Genomic DNA, 21174 nt, shown 5'->3' with positions numbered 1-21174 from the left:
AGAACACCCTCTCCCGGGGCGGGAGAGGGAACTTAACCCCGCCGCAGATGCATCTTGCCCAGACCGCCCAGCGCATCGAACAGCTGGCGGAATTGTGTGAGGAACTGCTCCCACGTCACCTTCGTCGTCGGCTCGATGGCGGCGTGCAGGGCGCCCAGGCTGGTCTCGCCGTCGATCCGCAACAGGATCGGGCCGGCCAACCGGGGCAGGGGGAGCGACACCACGCTGCCCATCAGATCGAACTCCAGGCTGCCGCCGGGCGGCACCGCCTTCGCCACGGTCTTGCCGTCGATGTCGCGCAGGACCGGAACCACGTCGGGATTGTCCGGTTGGATGCGGGCGGCGTCCAGATCGCTGGGGCGCAGCAGATAGGCGATATGCTTGGTGAAGGCGCCGGTGATCCGCTCGGTCCAGGCGGCGCGCTCCAGCATGCTGAGCCCCGCCAGTTGCTTCAGGACGCGGGCGTCCTTGATCCACAGCGACGGCTCATAGCGCAATGGGTCGATCAGCGTCGCGATGGCGAGGCCGGCGCTATCCGCCAGTTCCGCCAGCTGAGGCACGCTGTAGGGACGGTCGCAACTGTGCAGCAGCAGGTCGTAGAGGTTGGCGTCGGCCAGCCGATGGTCGCTGATGTGCGGGTTGTTCAGCAGCCAGTTGGTCGGCGGCAGCGCCTGGATCAACCGGCGGGCCAGCGCCACCTTCTCGGCCGGCGACAGCCCTTCGGTCATGCCGCGCAGAGCCTCCTGCATCGGATAGACGCCGGTGCGGCCATAGGGGGCGTAGACCATGATGCCGATGCCGCCGCCGGGCGCCAGCGCCCCGGCCAGCGAGCGCAGGCCGGCCGACGGGTCGTCCAGATGGTGCAGCACGCCGCAGCAGTCGATGTAGTCGAACGGCCCGGCTTCCGAAACGAGTCCATCCAGTTCAAGCAGCGACCCGCGGCGGAAGTCGATGTTGGTCAGGCCGCGCACCTTGGCCCGCGCCTCGGCGATGGCGCGGCTGGCGTCTGACAGGTCGATGTAGGTGATGCGGCCGGGATTGCCGGCGTCGGCCATCTGCTGCGCCAGCATGATGGTGCCGTCCCCCGTACCGCCGCCGGCCACCAGCACGCGCAACGGCTTGGAATGATCGATCCGGCCGCCGAAGACGTGCTGGACCAGCTCGTCCAGATGGCTGGGCGAGCCGGTGACCAGCCGTTCGGCCTCGTCGGCCGGATTGCGCGCCGGATAGGGATAGGCTTCGTACTGGGCGCGCAGGTCGTCGATGCTCATGGGAACCGCTCAACGGGGGAAATGGGCGCGGCGACCATAGCACCGCGCCTGTCGTTGCGGCACCCGTTCGGTGGCGATCCTTGCGCCTCAGCCCGGCCAACCCGTCGCCGGCCGCACCTCACCCACCCGCGTGCCGGCGCGGTTCAGCAGCGGGGTGGTCAGCAGCTGCGGCACACGCGCCCATTGGGCGTCGGTCAGCGCCCGGGTCGAGCGGATCAGCGCGGCCAGCGCCACCTCGCGGGCGCGGGCGGCGCCATCCTCGATCTTCAGGGCGATGCCGATGCCCTGCTCCGGAATCACGGCGCAGCCGACACCCTCGGCCCCGCCCTTGACCAGCATGGCGCCGCCGGCCGCTTCCATCAGCGCGGTGTCGAAGGTGCCGGTGCCGCCGATCAGGAAGGGGTGCTTGCCCCAGGCCTTGGCGATGCGGGTGACCGCCTCGGCCCGCGCGTCCGGCAGGTCGACCGGGTCGGCGATGCGGGCCATGGCATAGGCGATGGCGCCCAACGGAATGCCGATGGTGGGGATTGAACAGCCGTCGACGCCCCAGGGCGCGCCGAACAGGTCCTGGCCGGTCATCTGCTCCATCACACCCAGGATGCGCTGCTGCACCGGGTGGTCGTAGCGGACATAGCCCTTCAGCCGCTCGCCCTTGTGCTTGGCGGTTGTCAGGAAGCCGCTGTGCTTGCCGGAGCAGTTGTTGTGAAAGGCGGTCGGCGCCTCGCCGCGGCGGACGAGGTCCTCGGCGGTGGCGGGATCGTAGGGGATCTGCGCGCCGCATTCGTAATCGTCGAGCGTCAGCCCGACCCGTTCGGCCCAGGACCGCACCAGCTCCGTGTGCCGCGCCTCGCCATTGTGGGAGGAGCAGGCGAGCGCCAGTTCCTCGTCCCCCAGCCCGAAGGCGTCGAGCGCGCCGCTTTCCACCAGCGGGATCGCCTGCAGCGACTTGATGGCGGAGCGCGGGTAGACCGGCGCGTCGATGTCGCCCCAGCGCGCCAGCACATGGCCGCCGGCATCGACGATGCAGGCGCGGGCGCGGTGGACCGACTCCACCAGGCTGCCGCGCGTCACCTCGACGGTGATCGGGCTTTCCGCCGGGCCGGAAAGGTCGGCGCGGCCTTCGGCGCTCTCGCCATGATGGTGGGAATGGCCGTGGTGGTGATCCCCACCGCAGCAGGAATGGTCGGGAGTATGATCGTGGCTCATGCCGGCAAGCTTGCCTCGGGCGGCCGGCGGCGGCAAGCTCCCGCCCGGTTATCCTTACCTCGGAATGTGCGGGTTCTTCATGCGTGGTTATTTCGGAATTGGGGTCGAGCGGATCAGCAAGCCGGGCAACGTCGGCAACCTGATGCGCACCGCCCATGCCTTCGGCGCCTCCTTCTTCTTCGCCATCGATCCGGAACCGGATCTGCGGGAGACGAAGCTGGTCGACACCTCGGGCGCCACGCTGCACCTGCCGCTCTACATCCATGAGCGGGTCGCCGATTTCACCCTGCCCCGGGACTGCATGCTGGTCGGGGTGGAACTGACCGACGACGCGGTGGAACTCCCGAGCTTCCGTCACCCGTCCCGCGCCGCCTATGTGCTGGGGCCGGAGCGCGACAGCCTGTCGCCCGCCCTGCTGGCGCGCTGCGACCATGTGGTGAAGATCCCGATGTCCTTCTGCATCAATGTCGGCGTCGCCGGGGCGCTGGTGATGTATGACCGCATGATCTCGCTGGGCCGCTTCGCCGAACGCCCGGTTCGTCCCGGCGGTCCGCTGGAGGCGCCGGCCCAGCACCGCCACGGCCGCCAGATCATGCGCAACGCCGACCGCCGCCGCCGCATCCGCGGGGAGCAGAAGCCGGTGGAGAGTGACGGCGACGAGTAAGGATGCGTCAGAGCGGCAGCGGATCGTCCCCGGCGACGGCGCAGATCCGCTGCACCACCGCGGGCTTGGGCGCCGATACCTCCCCCTGTTCGAAGGCCACCACCTGAAGCGTGCCGCGCACGGCCTCCAGCAACTCGCCCCGGCGCAGCAGGAAGTCGGGGGAGGAGGGGCGGCCGAAGCGGGCGTTGCCGTCGGCGAAGGTCTCGTAGATCAGCAGGCCGCCCGGCTCCAGCGCCGCCAGCAGGGCGGGGAGGAGCGGGCGGTGCAGGTAGTTGGTGACGACGATCCCGGCGAAGCGGGCGTCGGCGGGCAGGGGGCCGAGGCGGCCTGCCGAATCGCCGGTTTCCAAATCGGCCTGGACCAGGGTGACGCCCGCGGTGCCCTCCAGGTCGGTGACGCCGCCGAGGTCGCGGTCCAGCCCGACCACCGGATGGCCGCGCCGCTGGAACAGCCGCAGATGCCTCCCGCCGCCGCAGGCGAGGTCGAGCACCTGGCCGCCCCCGCGCACCAGCGGAGCGAATCGCTCCACCCAGGCGGAGGGCGGCGACAGCGGATGCGGTGTCGGCATGGAGGATTTTCCTTTTCCAGACTTCTTTTCGATGGCCGCGGGAACGATATCACAGGAGGTACGCGCGACCGGACCGTCCGGTGTTTGACGGCGCGGCCCGGCCGTGCTGAATTAGGGCGCTTCGCGAGTCGCGCCGCAACCCGGATCGGCGTGCCCGGGCCTGATTTTCCTGCTGCGGGTTAGAGTCTGTCTGGTGCTTATTGGAGCACCAGACAGACTCTAAGGTCTTCGTTTTCCGTGTGATTCACGCTTCAAGCGGTTCCGCTTGAACCGATCACACTCCAGTTTGAGGCTTGTGGGGATATGATCCTCTTCGCGTTGAGATGCTCGGCCGACCACCAGTTCGAGGCGTGGTTCCGCAACGGCGCCGCCTATGACGAGCAGGCGGCGGCGCACCAGATCGCCTGCCCGATCTGCGGCGACACCGTCGTCGGCAAGGCGCCGATGGCCCCGCGCATCGCCAAGGGCGTCGCCAGGGCCGCCGACCGCGCCCGCGAACAGGCCGAAGCGGTGGCCGCGAACGCCCCGCCGTCCGCGGCCCCGGCCGCCCCGGCCAATGCCGTGCCCGCGGCGCTTCCCGCGCCGATCCCCGCACCGGTCCCTCTGCCGAACGCCGCCGACGTCGTCGCCGCCCTGCCGCCCAGCCTGAACGATGCCCAGCGCGAGGCGGTGGCGGAGGTGATGCGGCAACTGACCGAGGTGCGGCGCAGCGTGGAAAAGAACTGCGACTATGTCGGCGACCGCTTCGCCGAGGAGGCGCGGCGCATCCATTACGGCGAGTCCGACCCGCGCGGCATCTATGGCGAGGCGTCGGACGAGGAGGTTGCCGAACTCAACGACGAGGGTGTGACATTTCACCGCATTCCCTGGATTCCGCGCACCGACTCCTGAGCGCGACCGGCGGACAGATCGTCCGGCCGGCCGGCGGATCGCCACTGATTCCGCACGAAACCATTTGAAAAACTGACTATTTGCAGGGCGCTCCCAACAGGGGGCGCCTTTGCATTTGTGTCTACTGCATTGAGTTGATTTTTGTTTTTCGGCATGCGCCGGCCTGCCGGCAACCCGCCCCATCGACCAAGGTAGGGGGTGCGCCCAACAATGATCTGTATCAAACAATTGGGCAGGTCAAGGGCGTACGAATTACGGGGAGAAACCCGGACGCGACTGCCCGGACGGCAACTGCCAACCTGTCTCTTGGACGTGTCTCTCGGACCCAGCCTTGCGGACGGCCGAACACTTGCCGGCACTCGATGAGGGGACGCACATGAATCAAAATGCACAACGGATCGTAAACAATCCGAAGTTCCAGGAGTTGGTGGCCAAGCGGTCCGCCTTCGCCTGGACTTTGTCGATTGCCATGCTGGTCATCTATTTCGGTTTCATCCTGCTGGTGGCGTTCGGGAAGTCGTTCCTGGGCACGCCGATCGGCTCCGGCGTCACGACCTGGGGCATTCCCGTCGGTGTCTTCACCATCGTGTCCGCCTTCATCCTGACCGGCATTTACGTGCATCGGGCCAATGGCGAGTTCGACGAGCTGAACCGCCAGATCCTGGAGGAGTCGAAGTGATGCGCGCCACCACCCGTTTCGCCGCTCCGGTCGCCGCTGCGGCGGCAGCCGCCGGCGCGCTGGTTCCCACCACGGTCCTGGCCGACGCCATCGGCGGCGCCGTGCAGAAGCAGGCGACCAACTGGTCGGCCATCCTGATGTTCATGGCCTTCGTGCTGTTCACGCTGGGCATCACCTACTGGGCGGCCCGCCGCACCAAGTCGGCCAAGGACTTCTACGCCGCCGGCGGCGGCATCACCGGCTTCCAGAACGGCCTCGCCATCGCCGGCGACTACATGTCGGCCGCGTCCTTCCTGGGCATCGCCGGTCTGGTGTACGCCTCGGGCTTCGACGGCCTGATCTATTCGGTGGGCTGGCTGGTCGGCTGGCCGATCGTGCTGTTCCTGGTGGCCGAGCGGCTGCGCAACCTCGGCAAGTACACCTTCGCCGACGTCGCCTCCTACCGCTTCCAGCAGACGCCGATCCGTTCGCTGTCGGCCTGCGGCTCGCTGGCGACCGTCACCTTCTACCTGATCGCCCAGATGGTCGGCGCCGGCAAGCTGATCCAGCTGCTGTTCGGCCTCGACTACATGGTCGCCGTCATCATCGTCGGCGTTCTGATGATCGGCTACGTCACCTTCGGCGGCATGCTGGCGACCACCTGGGTGCAGATCATCAAGGCGGTGATGCTGCTGTCCGGTGCCTCCTTCATGGCCTTCATGATCCTGGCGAAGTTCGGCTTCAGCCCCGAGGCGATGTTCAAGGCCGCCGTCGAGGCCCACCCGAAGGGTCTGGCGATCATGTCGCCGGGCGCCCTGGTCACCGACCCGGTCTCGGCGATCTCGCTGGGCATGGCGCTGATGTTCGGCACCGCCGGCCTGCCGCACATCCTGATGCGCTTCTTCACCGTCGCCGACGCCAAGGAAGCCCGCAAGTCGGTCTTCTACGCCACAGGTTTCATCGGCTACTTCTACATCCTGACCTTCATCATCGGCTTCGGCGCCATCCTGATGATCCTGGCCCCCGACGCCACCGGCGCCTATCCGTTCCTGACGGCGGCCCCGGCGGCCGGCGCCAAGGCGGTGATCGCCAACGTCATCGGCGGCACCAACATGGCGGCCATCCACACTGCCCATGCGGTCGGCGGCGACCTGTTCTACGGCTTCATCTCGGCGGTCGCCTTCGCCACCATCCTGGCGGTGGTCGCGGGCCTGACGCTGGCCGGCGCCTCGGCGGTCTCCCATGACCTCTACGCCTCGGTCTTCGCCAAGGGCCGCGCCAACGAGGCGGACGAAATCCGCGTGTCGAAGATCACCACCGTCGTCATCGGCATCCTGTCGATCGTCCTGGGCATCGCCTTCGAAAACCAGAACGTCGCCTTCATGGTCGGTCTGGCCTTCGTCATCGCCGCCTCGGCCAACTTCCCGATCCTGCTGATGTCGATGTTCTGGGGCAAGATGACCACCCGCGGTGCGGTTCTGGGCGGCGGCCTGGGCCTGGTCTCGGCGATCGTCCTGCTGGTCCTGGGTCCGACCGTGTGGAAGGCCGTGCTGGGCAACCCGGCCGCCATCTTCCCGTACGACAACCCGGGCCTCTTCTCGATCACCCTGTCCTTCGTCGGCATCTGGTTCTTCTCGATCACCGACAACAGCGCGCAGGCCCAGAAGGAGCGCAAGGACTTCGAAGCCCAGTACATCCGGTCGCAGACCGGCCTGGGTGCCGAGGGTGCCTCCGCCCACTAACAAGACCGCTCACCAAACAAGAGCGAAGGAAGGGATCGCGTCTCGCACCGCATCCCTTCCCCCCTCGGGCGAGCCTGAACCTGGGGGGCCAAGTGCGGGCGGTGACCGAACCACGCCGCCAAATGTCGCACCCGCTTCCGGCCTCGTGCCCGGCGGGTGTATCCTGAAAAGCGCCTCCGGACCCGATCCGGGGGCGCTTTTTTCATGATCAGCCATCTCCCGACCCAGCCATCTCCCGACGGAGTCCGCCCGTGCAGCATGCGATGCCGACCGCTTCTCCGGACTTCGATTTCGGGCGTCCGCCCTTCGACCTGCTGACGGAGGGGCAGCGCGCGGCGCTGGCCGGTGCGCTCGACATCGCGCTCTATCCGCGCGACACCGTCATCCTCAGCCGGGAGGAGCCGGCCGACGCGCTGTATGTCGTGCTGCGCGGCGCCGTCCAGGAGCGCCGCGGCGGCGAGGTGGCGGCGGTCCATGGTCCCGGCGACCGGTTCGGCCTGCAGGCGCTGTATGCCACCGCGGGCGACGGCGCCGGCGTGACCGGCGCCCGCCGCTTCGTCGCGGCGGAGGAGTGTGCCTGCCACCTGATCCCGCGCGCGGCGTTGGAGGCGTTGGCCGCCGAGAACCCGGCGTTCGGCGCCGCCATTCTCGGCGATTTCGCCCAGCGCATGCGCGATCTGGCCGCCTTGCGCTCCAACCGCGAGATGGCGGCGCTGACCATGGCCCGCATCCGGCAGGCCTATCTTCACCCGCCGCTGTTCGTCGATGCCGCCGCCAGCCTGCGCGACGCGGCCGAGGCGATGCGGCAGAACCGCGCCAGCAGCGTTCTGGTGCGCGGCGCGGATGGCACCACCGGCATCCTGACCGGCACCGACCTGCGCGATCTGGTGGTGCTGGACGGCCGGCCGGTGACCGACCCGGTCGGGCCGCTCGCCCGCTACGGTCTGCTGACGCTGGACCGCGACGACCTGCTGTTCAACGCGCTGGTGCTGATGACCAAGCATGCGGTGCGCCGCATCGTGGTGACGGAGAATGGCGCCATCGTCGGGCTGTTGGGGCAAAGCGACCTGCTGGCGGTGCTGTCCAACCATTCCCAGGTCATCGGGCTGCAGGTGGAGCATGCGACCGATCCCGCCGACCTGCGCCGGGCCAGCCGCTCCATCGTCGAGCTGATCCGCACGCTGCATGCCACCGGCGTGAAGGTCGCCTTCATCGCCGATCTGGTGACCGAGCTGAACCGCCGCATCTTCCGCAAGCTGTTCGAACTGCTGGCCCCGCCGGAACTGCTGGCCAACAGCTGCCTGATCGTGATGGGCAGCGAGGGGCGCGGCGAACAGCTGCTGAAGACCGACCAGGACAATGGCCTGATCCTGCGCGACGGCTTCGAGTGCCCCGATCTGCCGAGGATCGCCGCCGACTTCACCCGCCATCTGGTCGAGTTCGGCTATCCGCCCTGTCCCGGCAACATCATGGTCTCCAATCCGGAGTGGACCCGGCCGCTCGCCGGCTACAAGGACGCCCTGTTCAACTGGGTCCACCGCCCGGACGAGGCGGCGCAGATGAACCTCGCCATCTTCTACGACGCCGCCCCGGTGGCCGGCGACGCCACCCTGCTGGCCGAGGCGAAGGACTATCTGCTGAGCCGCCTGCAGGACAACCAGATGTTCTTCACCCAATTCGCCCGGCCGACCCTGTCCTTCGACACGCCGAGCGGCCTGTTCGCCGCCCTGTTCGAGCGGCGCCGGGCGGAGCCGGTGGACATCAAGAAGGCCGGCATCTTCCCCATCGTCCATGGCGTGCGCGCCCTGGCGCTGGAAAAGCACCGGGCGGAGACCAACACGGTGGAGCGCATCCAGGTGTTGGCCGAACTGGGGGCGCTGGACCGCAAGATGGCCGCCGATCTGGTGGAGGCCTTCACCATCCTGTCGACCATCCGCCTGAAGGCGCGCGTCGATCTGCCGGAAGAAAACGAAGGAGGGGAGGAGGGGGCGGAACTGGCGATCGACAACCTCGTCCACCCCGACCGGCTGGGCAAGCTGGACCGTGACCAGTTCAAGGACTGCCTGGCGCTGGTGAAAAGCTTCAAGGAGCTGATCGCCCACCATTTCCGCCTGAATCATTGAGGCGGCGACCATGGGATATCCCGATCACGGCGACACCGACCGACGCGAGCGTGTGGCGATCCATTGCGAAGCGACCAGCTTCGATCCGGAGGCCGCAACGCCTCTGGCTTTCGCAGCCATCCGCATCCGCGGCCCCCGCATCCTGACCGGAAGTGCGCTGCTGCTCCATCCCGGCAGCGACACCGGCCTTGCCGAGGCCGGCGATCTGCTGCACGCCTTCATCGGCGACCGTCCGCTGGTGGGCTACTACCTCGACTTCTCCGTCACCATGGCGGAGCGGCTGACCGGGCGGCCGCTGCCGGACGAGCGGACGGAAGTGTCCAGCCTCTATTACGCCCGCAAGATCCGCAGCATGTCCAAACAGGCGGTCGATCTGCGGCTGGACAGTCTGATCCACGACCTCGACCTGCCGGTCCGGCCCGACGGCGCCTTCGGCATCGCGCTGACCGCCGCCATGGCATGGCTTCGGCTGACGCAGGACGGGCGCTGAGGGGTCGGAGACCGAGAAATCAGAACCCCAGTCGCTCCACTGCGACGGTGCGGTCGTGGGTCAGCGAGGGGACCATGCCGCGGGCCTCCGTCACGCGGTCGAGGTCGAGGTCGGCGGTGATGAAGCCGACATCGGTCCCGGCATCGGCCAGCACCTCGCCCCAGGGGGCGATCAGCAGGGAATGGCCGTAGGTCTGGCGGCCCTGGTCGTGGCTGCCGGTCTGGGCCGGGGCGACGACGAAGCAGCCGGTCTCGATGGCGCGGGCGCGCAGCAGCGTGTGCCAATGGGCCCGGCCGGTCGGCACGGTGAAGGCGGCCGGCACCGTCAGGATCGACGCCCCCGCCTGGGCCAGCGCCCGGTACAGATAGGCGAAGCGCACGTCGTAGCAGACCGTCATGCCGATGCCGCCCCAGGGGCTGGCCGCCACCACCGCCCGCTCGCCCGGCCGGAAAGTGGCCGATTCGCGATAGGACTCGCCGTCCTTCAGCGTGACGTCGAACATGTGGATCTTGTCGTAGGAGGCGACGACTCGCCCCCCGGCATCGAACAGGTAACTGCGGTTGGCGGCGCGCCCGTCGTCGAGCAGGACATGCAGGGTGCCGCCAAGAATCCAGGCACCGGTCTCCCGCGCCAGATCGGCGAAGAAGGGGATGCCGGGATGCTCCGACTCGATGCGGACGCGCTCCATGGTCTTGGCGCGGCCCTGGACGATCCAGCCGACATTCTCCGGCAGGGCGATGAAATCCGCCCCGGCGTCGCGGGCGCGGCGGACGAGGTCGCCCGCCGCCCGCAGGTTCGGCTCAAGTTCCGTGCCCGCATTCACCTGGACGCAGGCGGCCTTCAGAATGCCGCCACCGGCATGTTCGGGCAGGCCGTGGCTCATGCGGCGATGCCGAGCAGCGGGTCGAGCTTGCCGGCGCGGTCCAGCGCGTGGATGTCGTCGCTGCCGCCGTAGGGCTTCCCGTCGATGAAGATCTGCGGGACGGTGGTCCGGCCCTCCGACCGCTGGATCATCTCGCTGCGGCGGCCCGGCTGGGCGTAGAGGTCGATTTCCTCGTATGTCACGCCCTTGCCGTCGAGCAGGCTCTTGGCCCGCATGCAGTAGGGACAGAAGGGCGTGGTGTAGATGACGACGTCGGCCATGCCACTGGGCTCCTGTTGCAGGTGGAGAAACTATAGGATCAACCTGCGGGAGGCGCCAGACGTTGCAACCCGCGCCGAACGCCGGTCAGCGTCGCCGGGCATGCCCCTTTTCAAGCGTCAGCGATGCACCACGCGCGCCAGCGTCAGCACGTCGACTCGGGCCGCCCCGGCGCGCAGCAGGACCCGCGCACATTCCGCCAGCGTCGCCCCGGTGGTCATCACGTCGTCGACGATCACCAGCCGCTGGCCCTTTACCGACTGTCCCGGCCGCAGGCGGAAGGCGCCCTTGACGTTGCGATGGCGCCCCTGGCGGTCCAGCCCGCCCTGGGTCGGGGTGGACCGGTGGCGTTGCAGCAGGTCGGGGGTGGCGGGAACGCCGCTGTGCCGCGACAGCGCCTGCGCCAGCAGGGCCGCCTGGTTGTAGCGGCGGTGGAACAGGCGGGCGCGGTGCAGCGGCACCGGCAGCAGCCGGTCGGCATCCTCCAGCAACTCCCGCCCGGCGCGGGCCAGCCAGACGCCGTAGGCCTTGGCGGCATGGATGCGGTCGCCATGCTTGAAGCCCAGCACCAGCGGCCGGCTGCCGTCGTCATAGGCCAGGACGGCGCGGGCGCGGGCGAAAGGCGGCGGGGAGGCCATGCAGGCGCCGCACAGCGTGCCCTCCTGCGCCTCATACTCGAAGGGCAGGCCGCAGCAGGCGCACAGCGGCGGGGCGATGAAGCTCAGCTTGACCCAGCAGGCGGCGCACAGGCCGCCCTGGCGGTCCACCGCCTCGCCGCAGCTGAGGCAGCGCGGCGGCAGCAGCGCGTCGAGCAGCAGGGTCGCCGCACCGGTTGCGATGCGGCCAATTCCGGCGAGAGGGGCGGGCGCCTGCATCGGCCGGACCCGTCACTGCAGCATGGCGATGCGTTCGAAGATCACGCCGGTGTAGTCGCGCAGCGCCAGATAGATCGCCGGGCCGGTGGCGAACAGGATCAGCAGCGTCGCGAAGAACTTCACATCCTGCTGCAGCGACGATTCGTTGATGTTGGTGGCGCTCTGGAACAGCATCAGCCCGGCCGACAGCAGGGCAGTGATGCCCAGCGGCGGCAGCGAAATCTTCAGGATGACCATCAGCGCTTCGTGGCTGACGGCGATGGCTTCGTCGATGCCCATTCCAATGCCTGTCCGGTTACGGTCCCGATCGGGAGCGGTGGCGTGGAGAAGGTGGCTGGGCTGCGAGTGTAGCACGGTTGTCGTGCCGCCGGGCTGGGGTATAGTGCGGCCATGACAAGCCCCGACAGCATGACCGTCTTCGACCGCGCGCTGGTCCGCCGCCGCCGCGACCGCGCCGTCGCCGAATTCACCGATCACGCCTTCCTGTTCGAGGAGATCGCCGACCGGCTGGCCGACCGGCTGGAGGACGTGATCCGTCCCTTCCCGCTGGCGCTCGACGTCGGCTGCCACGACGGGGCGATGGGACGTATCCTGAAAGGCCGCAAGGGGATCGAACGGCTGGTCGCCTGCGACCTGTCGCCGGACTTCGCGCGCGCCGCCGGCGGTCCGGGCAACCCGACGGTCGCCGCCGACGAGGAGTTCCTGCCCTTCGCCGCCGGCAGCTTCGATCTGGTGGTCAGCAATCTCAGCCTGCACTGGGTCAACGACCTGCCGGGTGCCCTGGTGCAGATCCGGCAGGCGTTGAAGCCGGATGGGTTCTTCTGCGCGTCGATGCTCGGCGGCCAGACGCTGGCCGAACTGCGCCGCTGCCTCTTCGAGGCGGAGATGGAAGTGTCGGGCGGCGTCTCCCCCCGCGTGTCGCCCTTCGCCGAGATCAAGGATGCCGGCGGGTTGCTGCAACGCGCCGGCTTCGCCCTGCCGGTGGTCGACAGCGACGTCATCACCGTGACCTACTCCGACGCCTTCGCCCTGATGCGCGAGCTGCGCGGCATGGGCGAGACCAACGCGGTGCTGGCCCGTCGCAAGGTTCCGGCAACCCGGTCCATGCTGTTCGACGCGGTCCAGCGCTATGCCCAGCTTTACGCCGAGCCGGACGGGCGGATTCCGGTGACCTTCGAGGTGCTCTATCTCGCCGGCTGGTCGCCGCATGAGAGCCAGCAGCAGCCGCTGAAGCCCGGCAGCGGACAGATCCCGCTGGGCGACGCGCTGAAGGGCAAGGGCCTGCATTGAGCCAGGAGGCGGGGGCGGTTTACGCAACCAGCTTCCACGCCATCCAGCCCAGAACCCCGGCGTTCACCAGCATGATCGCCGGGGCGACGCGGACGACGGCGATCCGCCAGGTGCGGCCGGCGATGTGGCCGGCCAGCCCGACCGCCAGCAGGCTCGGCACCGTGCCGAGCGCGAAGGCGGCCATGCCGAGGGCGCCGGTCAGCGCGCTGCCGCTCGCCGCCGCCACCGCGATGGCGCCATAGAGCATCCCGCAGGGGATGAAGCCCAGCGCCACACCCAGCCCATAGCCGCGCCAGCCGGTCGGATTGCCGAACAGCGGCCGGGCGAGCCGGGACACCCGGTCGCCCCACCAGCGCTGCAGCCCGTTGCTGCCCAAGGACGGCATCCTGGGCAGCCAGGACAGGACGTTGCGCACGGCATAGCCGAGGAAGAACAGCGCCGCCAGCGCCAGCAGCGCCACCGACAGCCAACGCAGGCCGGGCAGCGCCCCGACATGGCCGGCGACCGAGGCCGACAGCGCGCCGATCAGCGCATAGGTCGTCGCCCGGCCGGCATGGTAGGGCAGCACCGCCGCTCCGGTCAGGCGCCGGAATTCCGACATCGCCGACAGCGGCACCCGCTCCAGCCGCGCCGACACCTGGGCCAGCACGAAGGGACCGCACATGCCGGTGCAATGGGTGGTGCCGCCGACCAGCCCGGCGGTCAGCAGGGCCAGCAACAGCCCGCCGTCGCGGTCGATGACCACGGCACACTGATTCAGTCCGGCATCCAGCAGCGACAGCGCGTCCAAGGCAAGGCCTCTCCGGTTCGGGAACTCGCGGCGATCATAGGGGGAGGGGGCGGGGGGCCCAATGACGTGCGTCAATGGTCGAGGCGCGCTTTCGGGGGTGTGGGGGAAAGCGACCGGGGATGGTTCGGCGGCGGTCGCTTAACCCCACGCCCCTACGCCAGCAGGCGGGCGATGGGCGGGCGGCTGGGGTGGAGGACGACGCCGTCGTCGGCCGGTTCGACTTTCGCATCCGGATAGGCCGCCAGCGCATATTGCAGGGCCTGGACGAAGCGCGGCTTGAAATGCTTCATCTGGTCGTAGCCGGCGCCGAACTGGGCATAGAGCGACGGCCAGGAGATCGGCTGCGGCCGGCTCAGCGAATGCAGCCGATAAGCCAGCCAGACATAGAGGTCGAGGCTGAGCGAGCGGTCCTTCAACTGCCGCACCGCCTCCTCCAGCAGCGGCACCGGGTGGTCGCGCAGGGCCTGGAAGAAGGTCTCGTCCAACTGCACCACGTCGTTCCACAGCGTGCCCTGGCGGTCGTCGCCGAGATCGTCGTGGAAGATCAGCCCGCGCTTGACGATGCCGCCCTTCTCGAAGACGTCGGCGTCCTCGCCGTCCCAGAAGAATTTCAGGGTGCAGGCGGAAATGCGCAGCGACTGTTCGCGGAAGCCGCGGAAGGTCTCGCCGCCGACGCTGATCCCCATCCGGGTCAGCCAGTCGCGCATGGAGCGGCCGAGTTCGACCTCGCGCCGGCCGGTGCGCACGGCCTGGGTCTGCAGATAGATCAGGATCATCCGTGCCCGCGCGCCATAGGGGACGCCGAACAGCTTCATCTTGCCGTTCACCTTCAACCGGCCCGGTTCGACCAGCAGCGTCACCTGATGACCGCGCTTTTCCCAGGGAACGTCGTCGGCCAGCTTCTTGTGCGGCAGGCTGGTCAGGCAGAATCCGCTGTAGGTGATGCCGAGATGCTGGTTCTCGTCCGCCAGGATGTCGGCGGCGATGTCCACCAGCGTCCGCTCCTCCGGCCGGACCAGGGCGCGCGCCTTGTCCCGGCCATGCTCGATCACCAGCCTGTGTATGTCGCCCATGGCAGCCTCACCCGGATGTTGTGGCATCCTGGTGAGCGGTGGGCGGTGGAGTCAATGTGGGGTTAGGCGACCGGGCTAGTCGACGGTTAGTTGTTAGACTTATTAGTTGAGTCGCCGCTTATCCCCATGGGGAAAGCCCGAGTCGCGCCGCTTTTCCCCACGATTCCGACGCTTTTCCCCACGGGGGACAGGGTGAAAAAAGGGTGCCGGTCGCTTTTCCCCACGGGCCGCGAGGGGCGACTCGCGGTGGTTGCAGAGGGACTCGGGGCAGCGGGGCGGTCGCTTAACCCCACGGATCGGCGAATGGGTGGAGTGCCGGCTTCGATGCCCCCACCTAACCTCCCCCGCTGCGCAGGGGAGGGACTGCCGCCGCTTTTCCGCTAAAGCGCCTACCCCCTCCCCCGCCCAGCGGGGGAGGGTTGGGGTGGGGGCACCGAAGCCGACACTCCACCACCTCGCTCAATGGCTCATCAACACCGGAACCGTCATGTGCCTCAGCATGAAACGGGTCATGCCGCCCAGCACCAGTTCGCGGAAGCGGGAGCGGCCGTAGGCGCCCATCACCAGCAGGTCGCAGCTTTCGTCGGCGGCCATGTTCAGCAAGGTGTCGCCGGGCTCCACCACGTCGGTGGCGACATGGGTGGCCTCCACGCGGCAGCCGTGGCGGGACAGGTGGCGGGCGATGTCGGCGCAGGGCTCGTCGCCCAGGCCGTTCGGGCCGGGCTTCGGATTGGCGGCCATCACCACCACGCGCTTGGCGGCGGTCAGCAGGGGCAGGGCATCGCCGACGGCGCGCGCCGCCTCGCGGCTGCCGTTCCAGCCGACCAGAACCCGTTCGCCGATGGTGGCGAAGCGGCCGGCATAGGGGACGACCAGAAGCGGCCGGCCGCATTCGAACAGAAGGTCGGCCGGCTGGGCGACGGGCTGGTCGCGGTCGCGGTCCGGATCGGGCTGGCCCACCACGATCAGGTCGGCATAACGGCCGCGCACCGCGGCGGTGATGGTCGGGTCGCCTTCCTGCGTCAGCCATTCGGACCGGTCGGTCAGACCATGGTGGCGCATGGCGTCGTCGAAGGCCGCCGCCATCCGGTCCGTCTGGTCCTTGCGGCTCTGCCGTCGGCTGTCTCGCAACTCCTGCGGGATTTCGGCTTCGATATAGCCGGGGAACACCGTGTCGGTGAAGGCATAAAGCGCGGTCAGATGCGCATCGCACCGGGTCGCAAGCCGCGCCGCAAGGTCGAGACGTGCCGCGGACGCGGGCGTATCATCGACGACGACCAGGAAGTCCTTGAGAGCCATGGCGTAATTCCTGCCCAAATTGTGATCGTTGCCGTTATCGTCGGGGGTCTGTACGACCATGCGGTGCCGATCGGGGCGACATCCCCAGCCGCGTTGGCCCCACTTGTATTGGCAGTATAAATCTGACCGGCTCAGCCGCCGCCTTTCCATTCCAGGGCACAGCCATGCCCCCGCCGCGTTCCTGCACCGCACAAAAGCGACCGGGGGTCGGACTTCCGGTCAAGGTTGCAATCTCAGGCCGCAAGTGGCGTGACAAAGAACCGGGATAATTCCATCGCTCTTTCTCGCCGGAACAGAAAACCCGGATTGTGTGCGTTGCTTTGCTGCAACCACGGCTTGAATGAATACTATGATATGCCCATGGATATGCCCATGTGTCTCCGTTGCATCGCCTGTAGAAATGTCCAAGCTCTGTTGCACCGGGGCAGCTTTGGTTTTGACGGGTGGGTGACACTTCGCGTAAGTGTTGGGTATCGATTTCCTGATGAGTACCCCACTCTATCCTCGCCATGAGTCCAGATCCCCGAATCTCCGCGCTGGCCGACGCTTTATCGGGTGCCGCTTCCGGTGCGCCGGGGCTTGACGCCCTGCGTCAGATTCTCGACGCCATGACGGTGAAGGTGGCGTTGATGGACCCGCGGCGGCGGCACATCTACGCCAACCGCGCCTATCTGGAGATGATGGGGACGACGCTCGACAAGGCGGTCGGCGGCACCATCGGCGAACTTCTGGGTCCGGAGCTTCAGCGTAACACCCAGGCTGCCGCCGAACGCGCGCTGGCGGGCGAGACGGTGCAGACCGAAGGCTGGATCACCCAGGCCGACGGCCAGCAGCGCTACGTGATGCGGCTGCACGCGCCGCACCGGGCGGAAGACGGCGCCATCACCGGCTATTTCGTGATCCTGCAGGACATGACCGAGCGCCGGCAGGTGCAGGACGACCTGTTCCGCCTCGCCTACTACGACCCGGTGACCGGCTTGGCCAACCGCCTGATGCTGCTGAAGCACATGGCGGACTATCGCAACATGGGCGAGCCCTTCACGCTCGTCATCCTGGACATCGACCGCTTCGCCGAAATCCGCAGCAGCATGGGGCAGGGCTTCGCCAACGAGCTGCTGGACGGTCTGGCGCAGCGGATGGCGGCGCAGGCCGCGGCCTTCGACCTGATCGCGCGCGTCAGCGACCATGCCTTCGCCATGCTGGCCGGCGGCGTCTGCGACCGGCCGGCGCTGGAAAGCGCCGTCGAGGATCTGGCGGCGGTGGTGCGCTCCGCCCGCTCCAGCTCCGGCGGCACCGTGTTCCTGTCCGCCAGCATCGGCGTCGCCGTCTCGATGCCGACGCACGAGCGCCCCGACGACGTGCTGCGCGATGCCGAGATCGCCACCGCCCGCGCCCGCGAACAGGGCGGCGGCCGGCAGGCCTGGTTCGATCCGGCGATGCATTCCCATGTGGTCGAGCAGGTGCGGCTGGAACACGATCTGCGCGGCGCGCTGGACAGCGGCAGCGACCTGTGGGTCGCCTACCAGCCTATCGTGGAGATGGTGACCGGCGGTCTTGCGGGGTTCGAGGCGCTGATGCGCTGGACCCATCCCGAACGCGGCAACATCCCCCCCGGCATCTTCATCCCGATCGCCGAGAGCACCGGTCTGGTGGTATCGCTCGGCACCTGGGTGTTGCGGCAGGCCTGCCGGCAGATCGCGGAGTGGCAGGACCGCCGCGAACCGGGCTCCGCCCCGCTGTTCATGAGCGTCAACCTGTCCAGCCACCAGCTGTCCGACCCCAACTTCGTCCAGGTCGTGCGCGAGGTTCTGCGCGAAACCGGGGTGGAGCCGTCCTGGATCAAGCTGGAGTTGACGGAAAGCGCGGTGATGGACAAGGCGGAACAGTCGATCCGCCTGCTGCGCGACCTGCGGGCGCTGGGCATCAAGCTGTCGATCGACGATTTCGGCACCGGCTATTCGTCGCTGTCCTACCTGCACAAGCTGCCGATCGACAGCCTGAAGGTCGACCGCTCCTTCGTCTCGGCCATGCACCAGTCAGAGGAAAACCGCGCCATCGTCCGCATCATCATGGATCTGGCGCGCCTGCTGGGTTTCGACGTGATCGCCGAGGGCATCGAGACCAGCGCCGACGCCAACCTGCTGCGCGCGCTGGCCTGCGACTACGGCCAAGGCTATCACTTCGCCCGCCCCTTGCCGTCGGCGGAGGCGGGCAAGCTGGTCGGCGGAGAACTGCCGTGGCAAATGCCGCGGTGAGGGTGGCGGCCTGACGCCGCCCCCTGAACCTTACTTTCCTCGGGCTTACTTCCCCCGGACGAACTTCGGCGTACCCGCCGCGCTGGGCAGCAGGCGGATGGCGTAGGGGCTGGTGCGCATCTGCGCCACCGCCTGGGCCGGGCCCGGCACGCTCTCGTGATAGCCGACGATCAGGTCGGCACCCTTCTGCTGCACGCTGTCGATGGCGACGCCATAGCCGGCCGTATCGCGCGGCCCCAGGAAGACCGCCACCGCCATCCGGCCGCCGGGCAGGGAGGACGGGGCCGGCTCGCCGACACGCGCCCACAATGCGCTCCATTCGCCGGCGTCGCGGGCGACGACATAGGCGCGTTCGGCGGCGCTGCTGTGGTCGCCCTGCCAGCCGGTCCCGGCCTCCGCCTGGGCCGGCAGCAGATTGCCGTCGGCACGGTCGTTGCCGCCCTGGCAGGCAGCCAGAAGCAGCGCGGGCGTGAACAGCAGCGGGATCAGGCGGAGACGGAACGGCATCTTCATGGGACGGTCAGGCGCTCCGCGGCAGGATCGTCTCGACCAGCGACGCCCAATAGCTGGCGCCGGTGGTCAGGATCGCGTCGTTGAAATCGTAATGCGGGTTGTGCAGGCGGCAGGACGGACCGCGGTGGCCGCCATGGCCAAGCCAGATGTAGGCGCCCGGCCGCTCCTTCAGCATATAGCCGAAATCCTCCGCCGCCATGGTCGGGGCGGGGGCCCAGACCACATTCTCGTCGCCCACCACCTTGGCCGCCGCCGCCGCCGCGATGCGTGCCTCCGGCTCGCTGTTCACCGTGGCGGGATAGCCGGGACGGAAGCGCAACTCGGCCTTGGCGCCCAGACCTTCGGCGATGCTGGAGACGAGGCGGGCGAACTGCTCCTGGATGCGGCGGTGGTTCTCTTCCGAGAAGGTGCGCATGGTGCCGAGCATCCGCGCGCTGTCGGGGATGACGTTGGCCGCGGTTCCGGCCTCCACCACCGTGATCGACACCACGGCGCTTTCGGCCGGGTTGGTGCCGCGGCTGACCAGGCTCTGCGCCGCGGTGATGATGTGGGCTGACACCAGCACCGGGTCGATGCCGCGGTGGGGCATGGCGGCGTGGGCGCCGTGGCCGGTCACATGGATTTCGAACTGGTTGGCCGCGGCCATCACCGGGCCGGGATGGACGGCGATCTGGCCGGCCGGCAGTTCCGGCCAATTGTGCAGGCCATAGATCTGCTCGCAGTCGAACTGCCGGAACAGCCCGTCGTCGATCATCCGCTTCGCACCGCCCAGCCCTTCCTCGGCCGGCTGGAAGATGAAGTGGACGGTGCCGTCGAAGTTGCGCGTCTCCGCCAGATAGCGGGCGGCGCCCAGCAGCATCGTCGTGTGGCCGTCATGGCCGCAGGCGTGCATCTTGCCGGCATGGCGCGAGGCATGGTCGAAGTCGTTGGCCTCCGGCATCGGCAGCGCGTCCATGTCGGCGCGCAGACCGATGGTCCGGCCGCTGCCGGTGCCGAGCCCCTTCAGGGTGCCGACCACCCCGGTCCCGCCCAGGCCGCGATGCACCGTGATGCCGAATTCCGCCAGCTTCGCGGCGACGATGGCGGAGGTGCGCTCCTCCTCGAACCCCAATTCCGGGTGGGCATGGATGTCGCGCCGCCACGCGGTCATGTCGTCCTGGAAGGCGGCGATGCGGTTGTTGATCGGCATGTCTCTAACGTCTGGTTGGAACGGCTGAATGGCGTTCAGGGGAACTGGCGGGAGAAGGTGGCAAGGGACAATGGATGGGCAACGAAGATGGGTCGTACGGCCGGAACCGGCCGGATCGGGGCGGCTTCCCGGACGTAACGGCGCCAGTCTGGCCGATTTGTGTGGCGAACGCCAGCGACAGCAAACAGCAATTCCGGGACTTAAAACGGCACGGCTCCGCCGCCGGGGAACAGCGCGGCGCAGCCGTGGGGCTTTACGATCCGCGTGGTCGACGGCGGATTGGCCGCCAACTTCGACGCCGGACGGATCGGCCGCCGCACCAGCTCGCCCCCGCAGTTCGGGCAGCGTTCCCCCGGCAGCCGGGCGCGGCAGTCGACGCAGAAGGTGCACTCGAAGGAGCAGATATAGGCGTCCGGTGCCTCGGGCGGCAGGTCGCGGTCGCAGCATTCGCAGTTGGGGCGCAGGTCCAGCATGGCGTGGTTTCCGGTTCAGGGATGCGCCATGGAGGATAGCGGGAGTTTCGGCGGCCGGTGAGTGGCGTGAATGCCGACAGGCGTGAAGATCTTGCCAAATCGGTGCACCTGTCGTCGGCGGAGGCCATCGATGCGGTGGTTCAACCTGCGACGAGCGCGGCCAGAACTTCGGACGCCAGCAGGCTGGGGTTGACCGGCTTGGCGATGACGCGGGTCACGCCCAGCTTGGCGAAGGCGGCGGAGGTCAGCTGGGACGGCACCTTGTCGTCGATGGCCGACAGGATGACCACCGGCATCTCCGGACGCAGGGAACGGGCGGCCTTGATCACCTCGAATCCATCATGGTCCGGCATGATGATGTCGGTCAGGACGAGGTCGAACTTCTGCACATACAGGATGCCGATGGCCTCCGTGGCGCCGGCGCACAGGGTCAGGTCATGACCTTCGCGCGTCAGGATCGCGCGGATCAGGTTGCGCGTGACCGGATCGTCGTCAACCACAAGCAGCTTGGCCATGCCAGTTCCCGTCGCCTCAATATTGCGCGCAGATATAGCCTGAACTTCGGCCTAAGCCAGAGGTCCTAGTCAATAGCACGGGCGCCATTCTGCGTGTCAAAATGTCACGCGGCGTCCAGCCCACGCTGTGAGAAACAGACCGGTTCCG

Annotated in this window: 22 protein-coding genes; 8 read left to right on the top strand and 14 right to left on the bottom strand. The window is 68.4% G+C overall.

Annotated features, from left to right (window positions below):
* Positions 1 to 32: 32 nt before the first annotated feature.
* Together ACCD06_RS16080 and ACCD06_RS16075 are read right to left on the bottom strand one after the other, a co-directional pair.
* Positions 33 to 1271, bottom strand: a complete 1239-nt coding sequence (locus ACCD06_RS16080; protein WP_413341784.1) for a class I SAM-dependent methyltransferase — start codon at positions 1269 to 1271, stop codon at positions 33 to 35.
* Between the two features lie 87 nt (positions 1272 to 1358).
* The gene (locus tag ACCD06_RS16075; RefSeq protein WP_413341782.1) at positions 1359 to 2477 is read right to left on the bottom strand and encodes an asparaginase; all 1119 of its coding nucleotides are present in this window, start codon (positions 2475 to 2477) and stop codon (positions 1359 to 1361) included.
* Between the two features lie 79 nt (positions 2478 to 2556).
* On the opposite strand from ACCD06_RS16075, the gene ACCD06_RS16070 reads away from it, so the two are divergent.
* Positions 2557 to 3141, top strand: coding sequence for an RNA methyltransferase (locus ACCD06_RS16070; RefSeq protein ID WP_109076076.1), 585 nt, complete (start codon positions 2557 to 2559; stop codon positions 3139 to 3141).
* Positions 3142 to 3148: 7 nt separating this feature from the next.
* On the opposite strand, the gene ACCD06_RS16065 is transcribed toward ACCD06_RS16070, so the two are convergent.
* Positions 3149 to 3709, bottom strand: coding sequence for a class I SAM-dependent methyltransferase (locus ACCD06_RS16065; RefSeq protein ID WP_413341780.1), 561 nt, complete (start codon positions 3707 to 3709; stop codon positions 3149 to 3151).
* 303 nt (positions 3710 to 4012) lie between these two features.
* Between ACCD06_RS16065 and ACCD06_RS16060 the strand changes: the two genes are divergently transcribed.
* The 5 genes from ACCD06_RS16060 to ACCD06_RS16040 all read left to right on the top strand — a co-directional run bounded on the left by ACCD06_RS16060 (position 4013) and on the right by ACCD06_RS16040 (position 9613).
* Positions 4013 to 4600 (top strand): DUF1178 family protein, encoded by a 588-nt coding sequence (locus ACCD06_RS16060; RefSeq protein ID WP_109076078.1) that lies wholly within the window; start codon positions 4013 to 4015, stop codon positions 4598 to 4600.
* Between the two features lie 376 nt (positions 4601 to 4976).
* Entirely contained in the window at positions 4977 to 5279 is a 303-nt protein-coding gene (locus tag ACCD06_RS16055) for a DUF485 domain-containing protein (protein WP_109076079.1), read from the top strand.
* Complete coding sequence (locus ACCD06_RS16050) at positions 5279 to 7000, top strand: cation acetate symporter (protein ID WP_109076080.1); 1722 nt, start codon at positions 5279 to 5281, stop codon at positions 6998 to 7000. The genes ACCD06_RS16055 and ACCD06_RS16050 overlap by 1 nt, the downstream gene beginning before the upstream one ends.
* Before the next feature lie 263 nt (positions 7001 to 7263).
* A complete protein-coding gene (locus tag ACCD06_RS16045) occupies positions 7264 to 9123 on the top strand; it encodes a DUF294 nucleotidyltransferase-like domain-containing protein (protein WP_169055027.1) in 1860 nt (619 codons plus the stop codon).
* 10 nt (positions 9124 to 9133) lie between these two features.
* The gene (locus ACCD06_RS16040) at positions 9134 to 9613 is read left to right on the top strand and encodes a DNA polymerase III (protein WP_109076082.1); all 480 of its coding nucleotides are present in this window, start codon (positions 9134 to 9136) and stop codon (positions 9611 to 9613) included.
* Positions 9614 to 9632: 19 nt separating this feature from the next.
* Here ACCD06_RS16040 and ACCD06_RS16035 read toward each other — a convergent pair whose 3' ends face one another.
* The 4 genes from ACCD06_RS16035 to ACCD06_RS16020 all read right to left on the bottom strand — a co-directional run bounded on the left by ACCD06_RS16035 (position 9633) and on the right by ACCD06_RS16020 (position 11908).
* Positions 9633 to 10496, bottom strand: coding sequence for a carbon-nitrogen hydrolase family protein (locus ACCD06_RS16035; protein ID WP_109076083.1), 864 nt, complete (start codon positions 10494 to 10496; stop codon positions 9633 to 9635).
* On the bottom strand, positions 10493 to 10756 hold the full coding sequence (grxC, locus tag ACCD06_RS16030) for a glutaredoxin 3 (RefSeq protein WP_109076084.1): 264 nt from the start codon (positions 10754 to 10756) through the stop codon (positions 10493 to 10495). The genes ACCD06_RS16035 and grxC overlap by 4 nt, the downstream gene beginning before the upstream one ends.
* A gap of 117 nt (positions 10757 to 10873) precedes the next feature.
* The gene (locus ACCD06_RS16025; RefSeq protein WP_109076085.1) at positions 10874 to 11629 is read right to left on the bottom strand and encodes a ComF family protein; all 756 of its coding nucleotides are present in this window, start codon (positions 11627 to 11629) and stop codon (positions 10874 to 10876) included.
* A 12-nt stretch (positions 11630 to 11641) separates the two neighbouring features.
* Positions 11642 to 11908 carry a flagellar biosynthetic protein FliQ gene (locus ACCD06_RS16020; protein ID WP_109076086.1) on the bottom strand — a complete coding sequence of 89 codons (267 nt, stop codon included), beginning with the start codon at positions 11906 to 11908 and terminating at the stop codon, positions 11642 to 11644.
* Between the two features lie 111 nt (positions 11909 to 12019).
* On the opposite strand from ACCD06_RS16020, the gene ACCD06_RS16015 reads away from it, so the two are divergent.
* A complete protein-coding gene (locus ACCD06_RS16015; protein WP_109076087.1) occupies positions 12020 to 12919 on the top strand; it encodes a methyltransferase domain-containing protein in 900 nt (299 codons plus the stop codon).
* 19 nt (positions 12920 to 12938) lie between these two features.
* Here the strand turns inward: ACCD06_RS16015 and ACCD06_RS16010 are convergent, their stop codons facing one another.
* The 3 genes from ACCD06_RS16010 to ACCD06_RS16000 all read right to left on the bottom strand — a co-directional run bounded on the left by ACCD06_RS16010 (position 12939) and on the right by ACCD06_RS16000 (position 16081).
* Positions 12939 to 13709, bottom strand: a complete 771-nt coding sequence (locus ACCD06_RS16010) for a sulfite exporter TauE/SafE family protein (RefSeq protein ID WP_109076088.1) — start codon at positions 13707 to 13709, stop codon at positions 12939 to 12941.
* Positions 13710 to 13861: 152 nt separating this feature from the next.
* Complete coding sequence (locus ACCD06_RS16005; RefSeq protein ID WP_085090460.1) at positions 13862 to 14782, bottom strand: replication protein RepA; 921 nt, start codon at positions 14780 to 14782, stop codon at positions 13862 to 13864.
* A 459-nt stretch (positions 14783 to 15241) separates the two neighbouring features.
* On the bottom strand, positions 15242 to 16081 hold the full coding sequence (locus ACCD06_RS16000; protein WP_413341774.1) for a universal stress protein: 840 nt from the start codon (positions 16079 to 16081) through the stop codon (positions 15242 to 15244).
* 509 nt (positions 16082 to 16590) lie between these two features.
* On the opposite strand from ACCD06_RS16000, the gene ACCD06_RS15995 reads away from it, so the two are divergent.
* Positions 16591 to 18336: a putative bifunctional diguanylate cyclase/phosphodiesterase gene (locus ACCD06_RS15995; RefSeq protein WP_413341772.1), complete on the top strand. Its 1746-nt coding sequence runs from the start codon at positions 16591 to 16593 to the stop codon at positions 18334 to 18336.
* A gap of 45 nt (positions 18337 to 18381) precedes the next feature.
* Here ACCD06_RS15995 and ACCD06_RS15990 read toward each other — a convergent pair whose 3' ends face one another.
* The 4 genes from ACCD06_RS15990 to ACCD06_RS15975 form a co-directional block, all read right to left on the bottom strand.
* Positions 18382 to 18849, bottom strand: a complete 468-nt coding sequence (locus ACCD06_RS15990) for a protease complex subunit PrcB family protein (protein WP_109076091.1) — start codon at positions 18847 to 18849, stop codon at positions 18382 to 18384.
* 7 nt (positions 18850 to 18856) lie between these two features.
* On the bottom strand, positions 18857 to 20038 hold the full coding sequence (locus tag ACCD06_RS15985) for a M20 aminoacylase family protein (protein ID WP_413341770.1): 1182 nt from the start codon (positions 20036 to 20038) through the stop codon (positions 18857 to 18859).
* Between the two features lie 200 nt (positions 20039 to 20238).
* Positions 20239 to 20511 carry a DUF1272 domain-containing protein gene (locus tag ACCD06_RS15980; protein WP_109076093.1) on the bottom strand — a complete coding sequence of 91 codons (273 nt, stop codon included), beginning with the start codon at positions 20509 to 20511 and terminating at the stop codon, positions 20239 to 20241.
* A 140-nt stretch (positions 20512 to 20651) separates the two neighbouring features.
* A complete protein-coding gene (locus tag ACCD06_RS15975; RefSeq protein ID WP_109076094.1) occupies positions 20652 to 21026 on the bottom strand; it encodes a response regulator in 375 nt (124 codons plus the stop codon).
* Positions 21027 to 21174: the final 148 nt, after the last annotated feature.

Source organism: Azospirillum sp. CT11-132, assembly GCF_047302835.1.
In the GTDB taxonomy this organism is placed as follows: domain Bacteria; phylum Pseudomonadota; class Alphaproteobacteria; order Azospirillales; family Azospirillaceae; genus Azospirillum.
The sequence above is the reverse complement of the archived record's forward strand: the minus strand, read 5'-3'. Positions and strand labels throughout refer to the sequence as shown.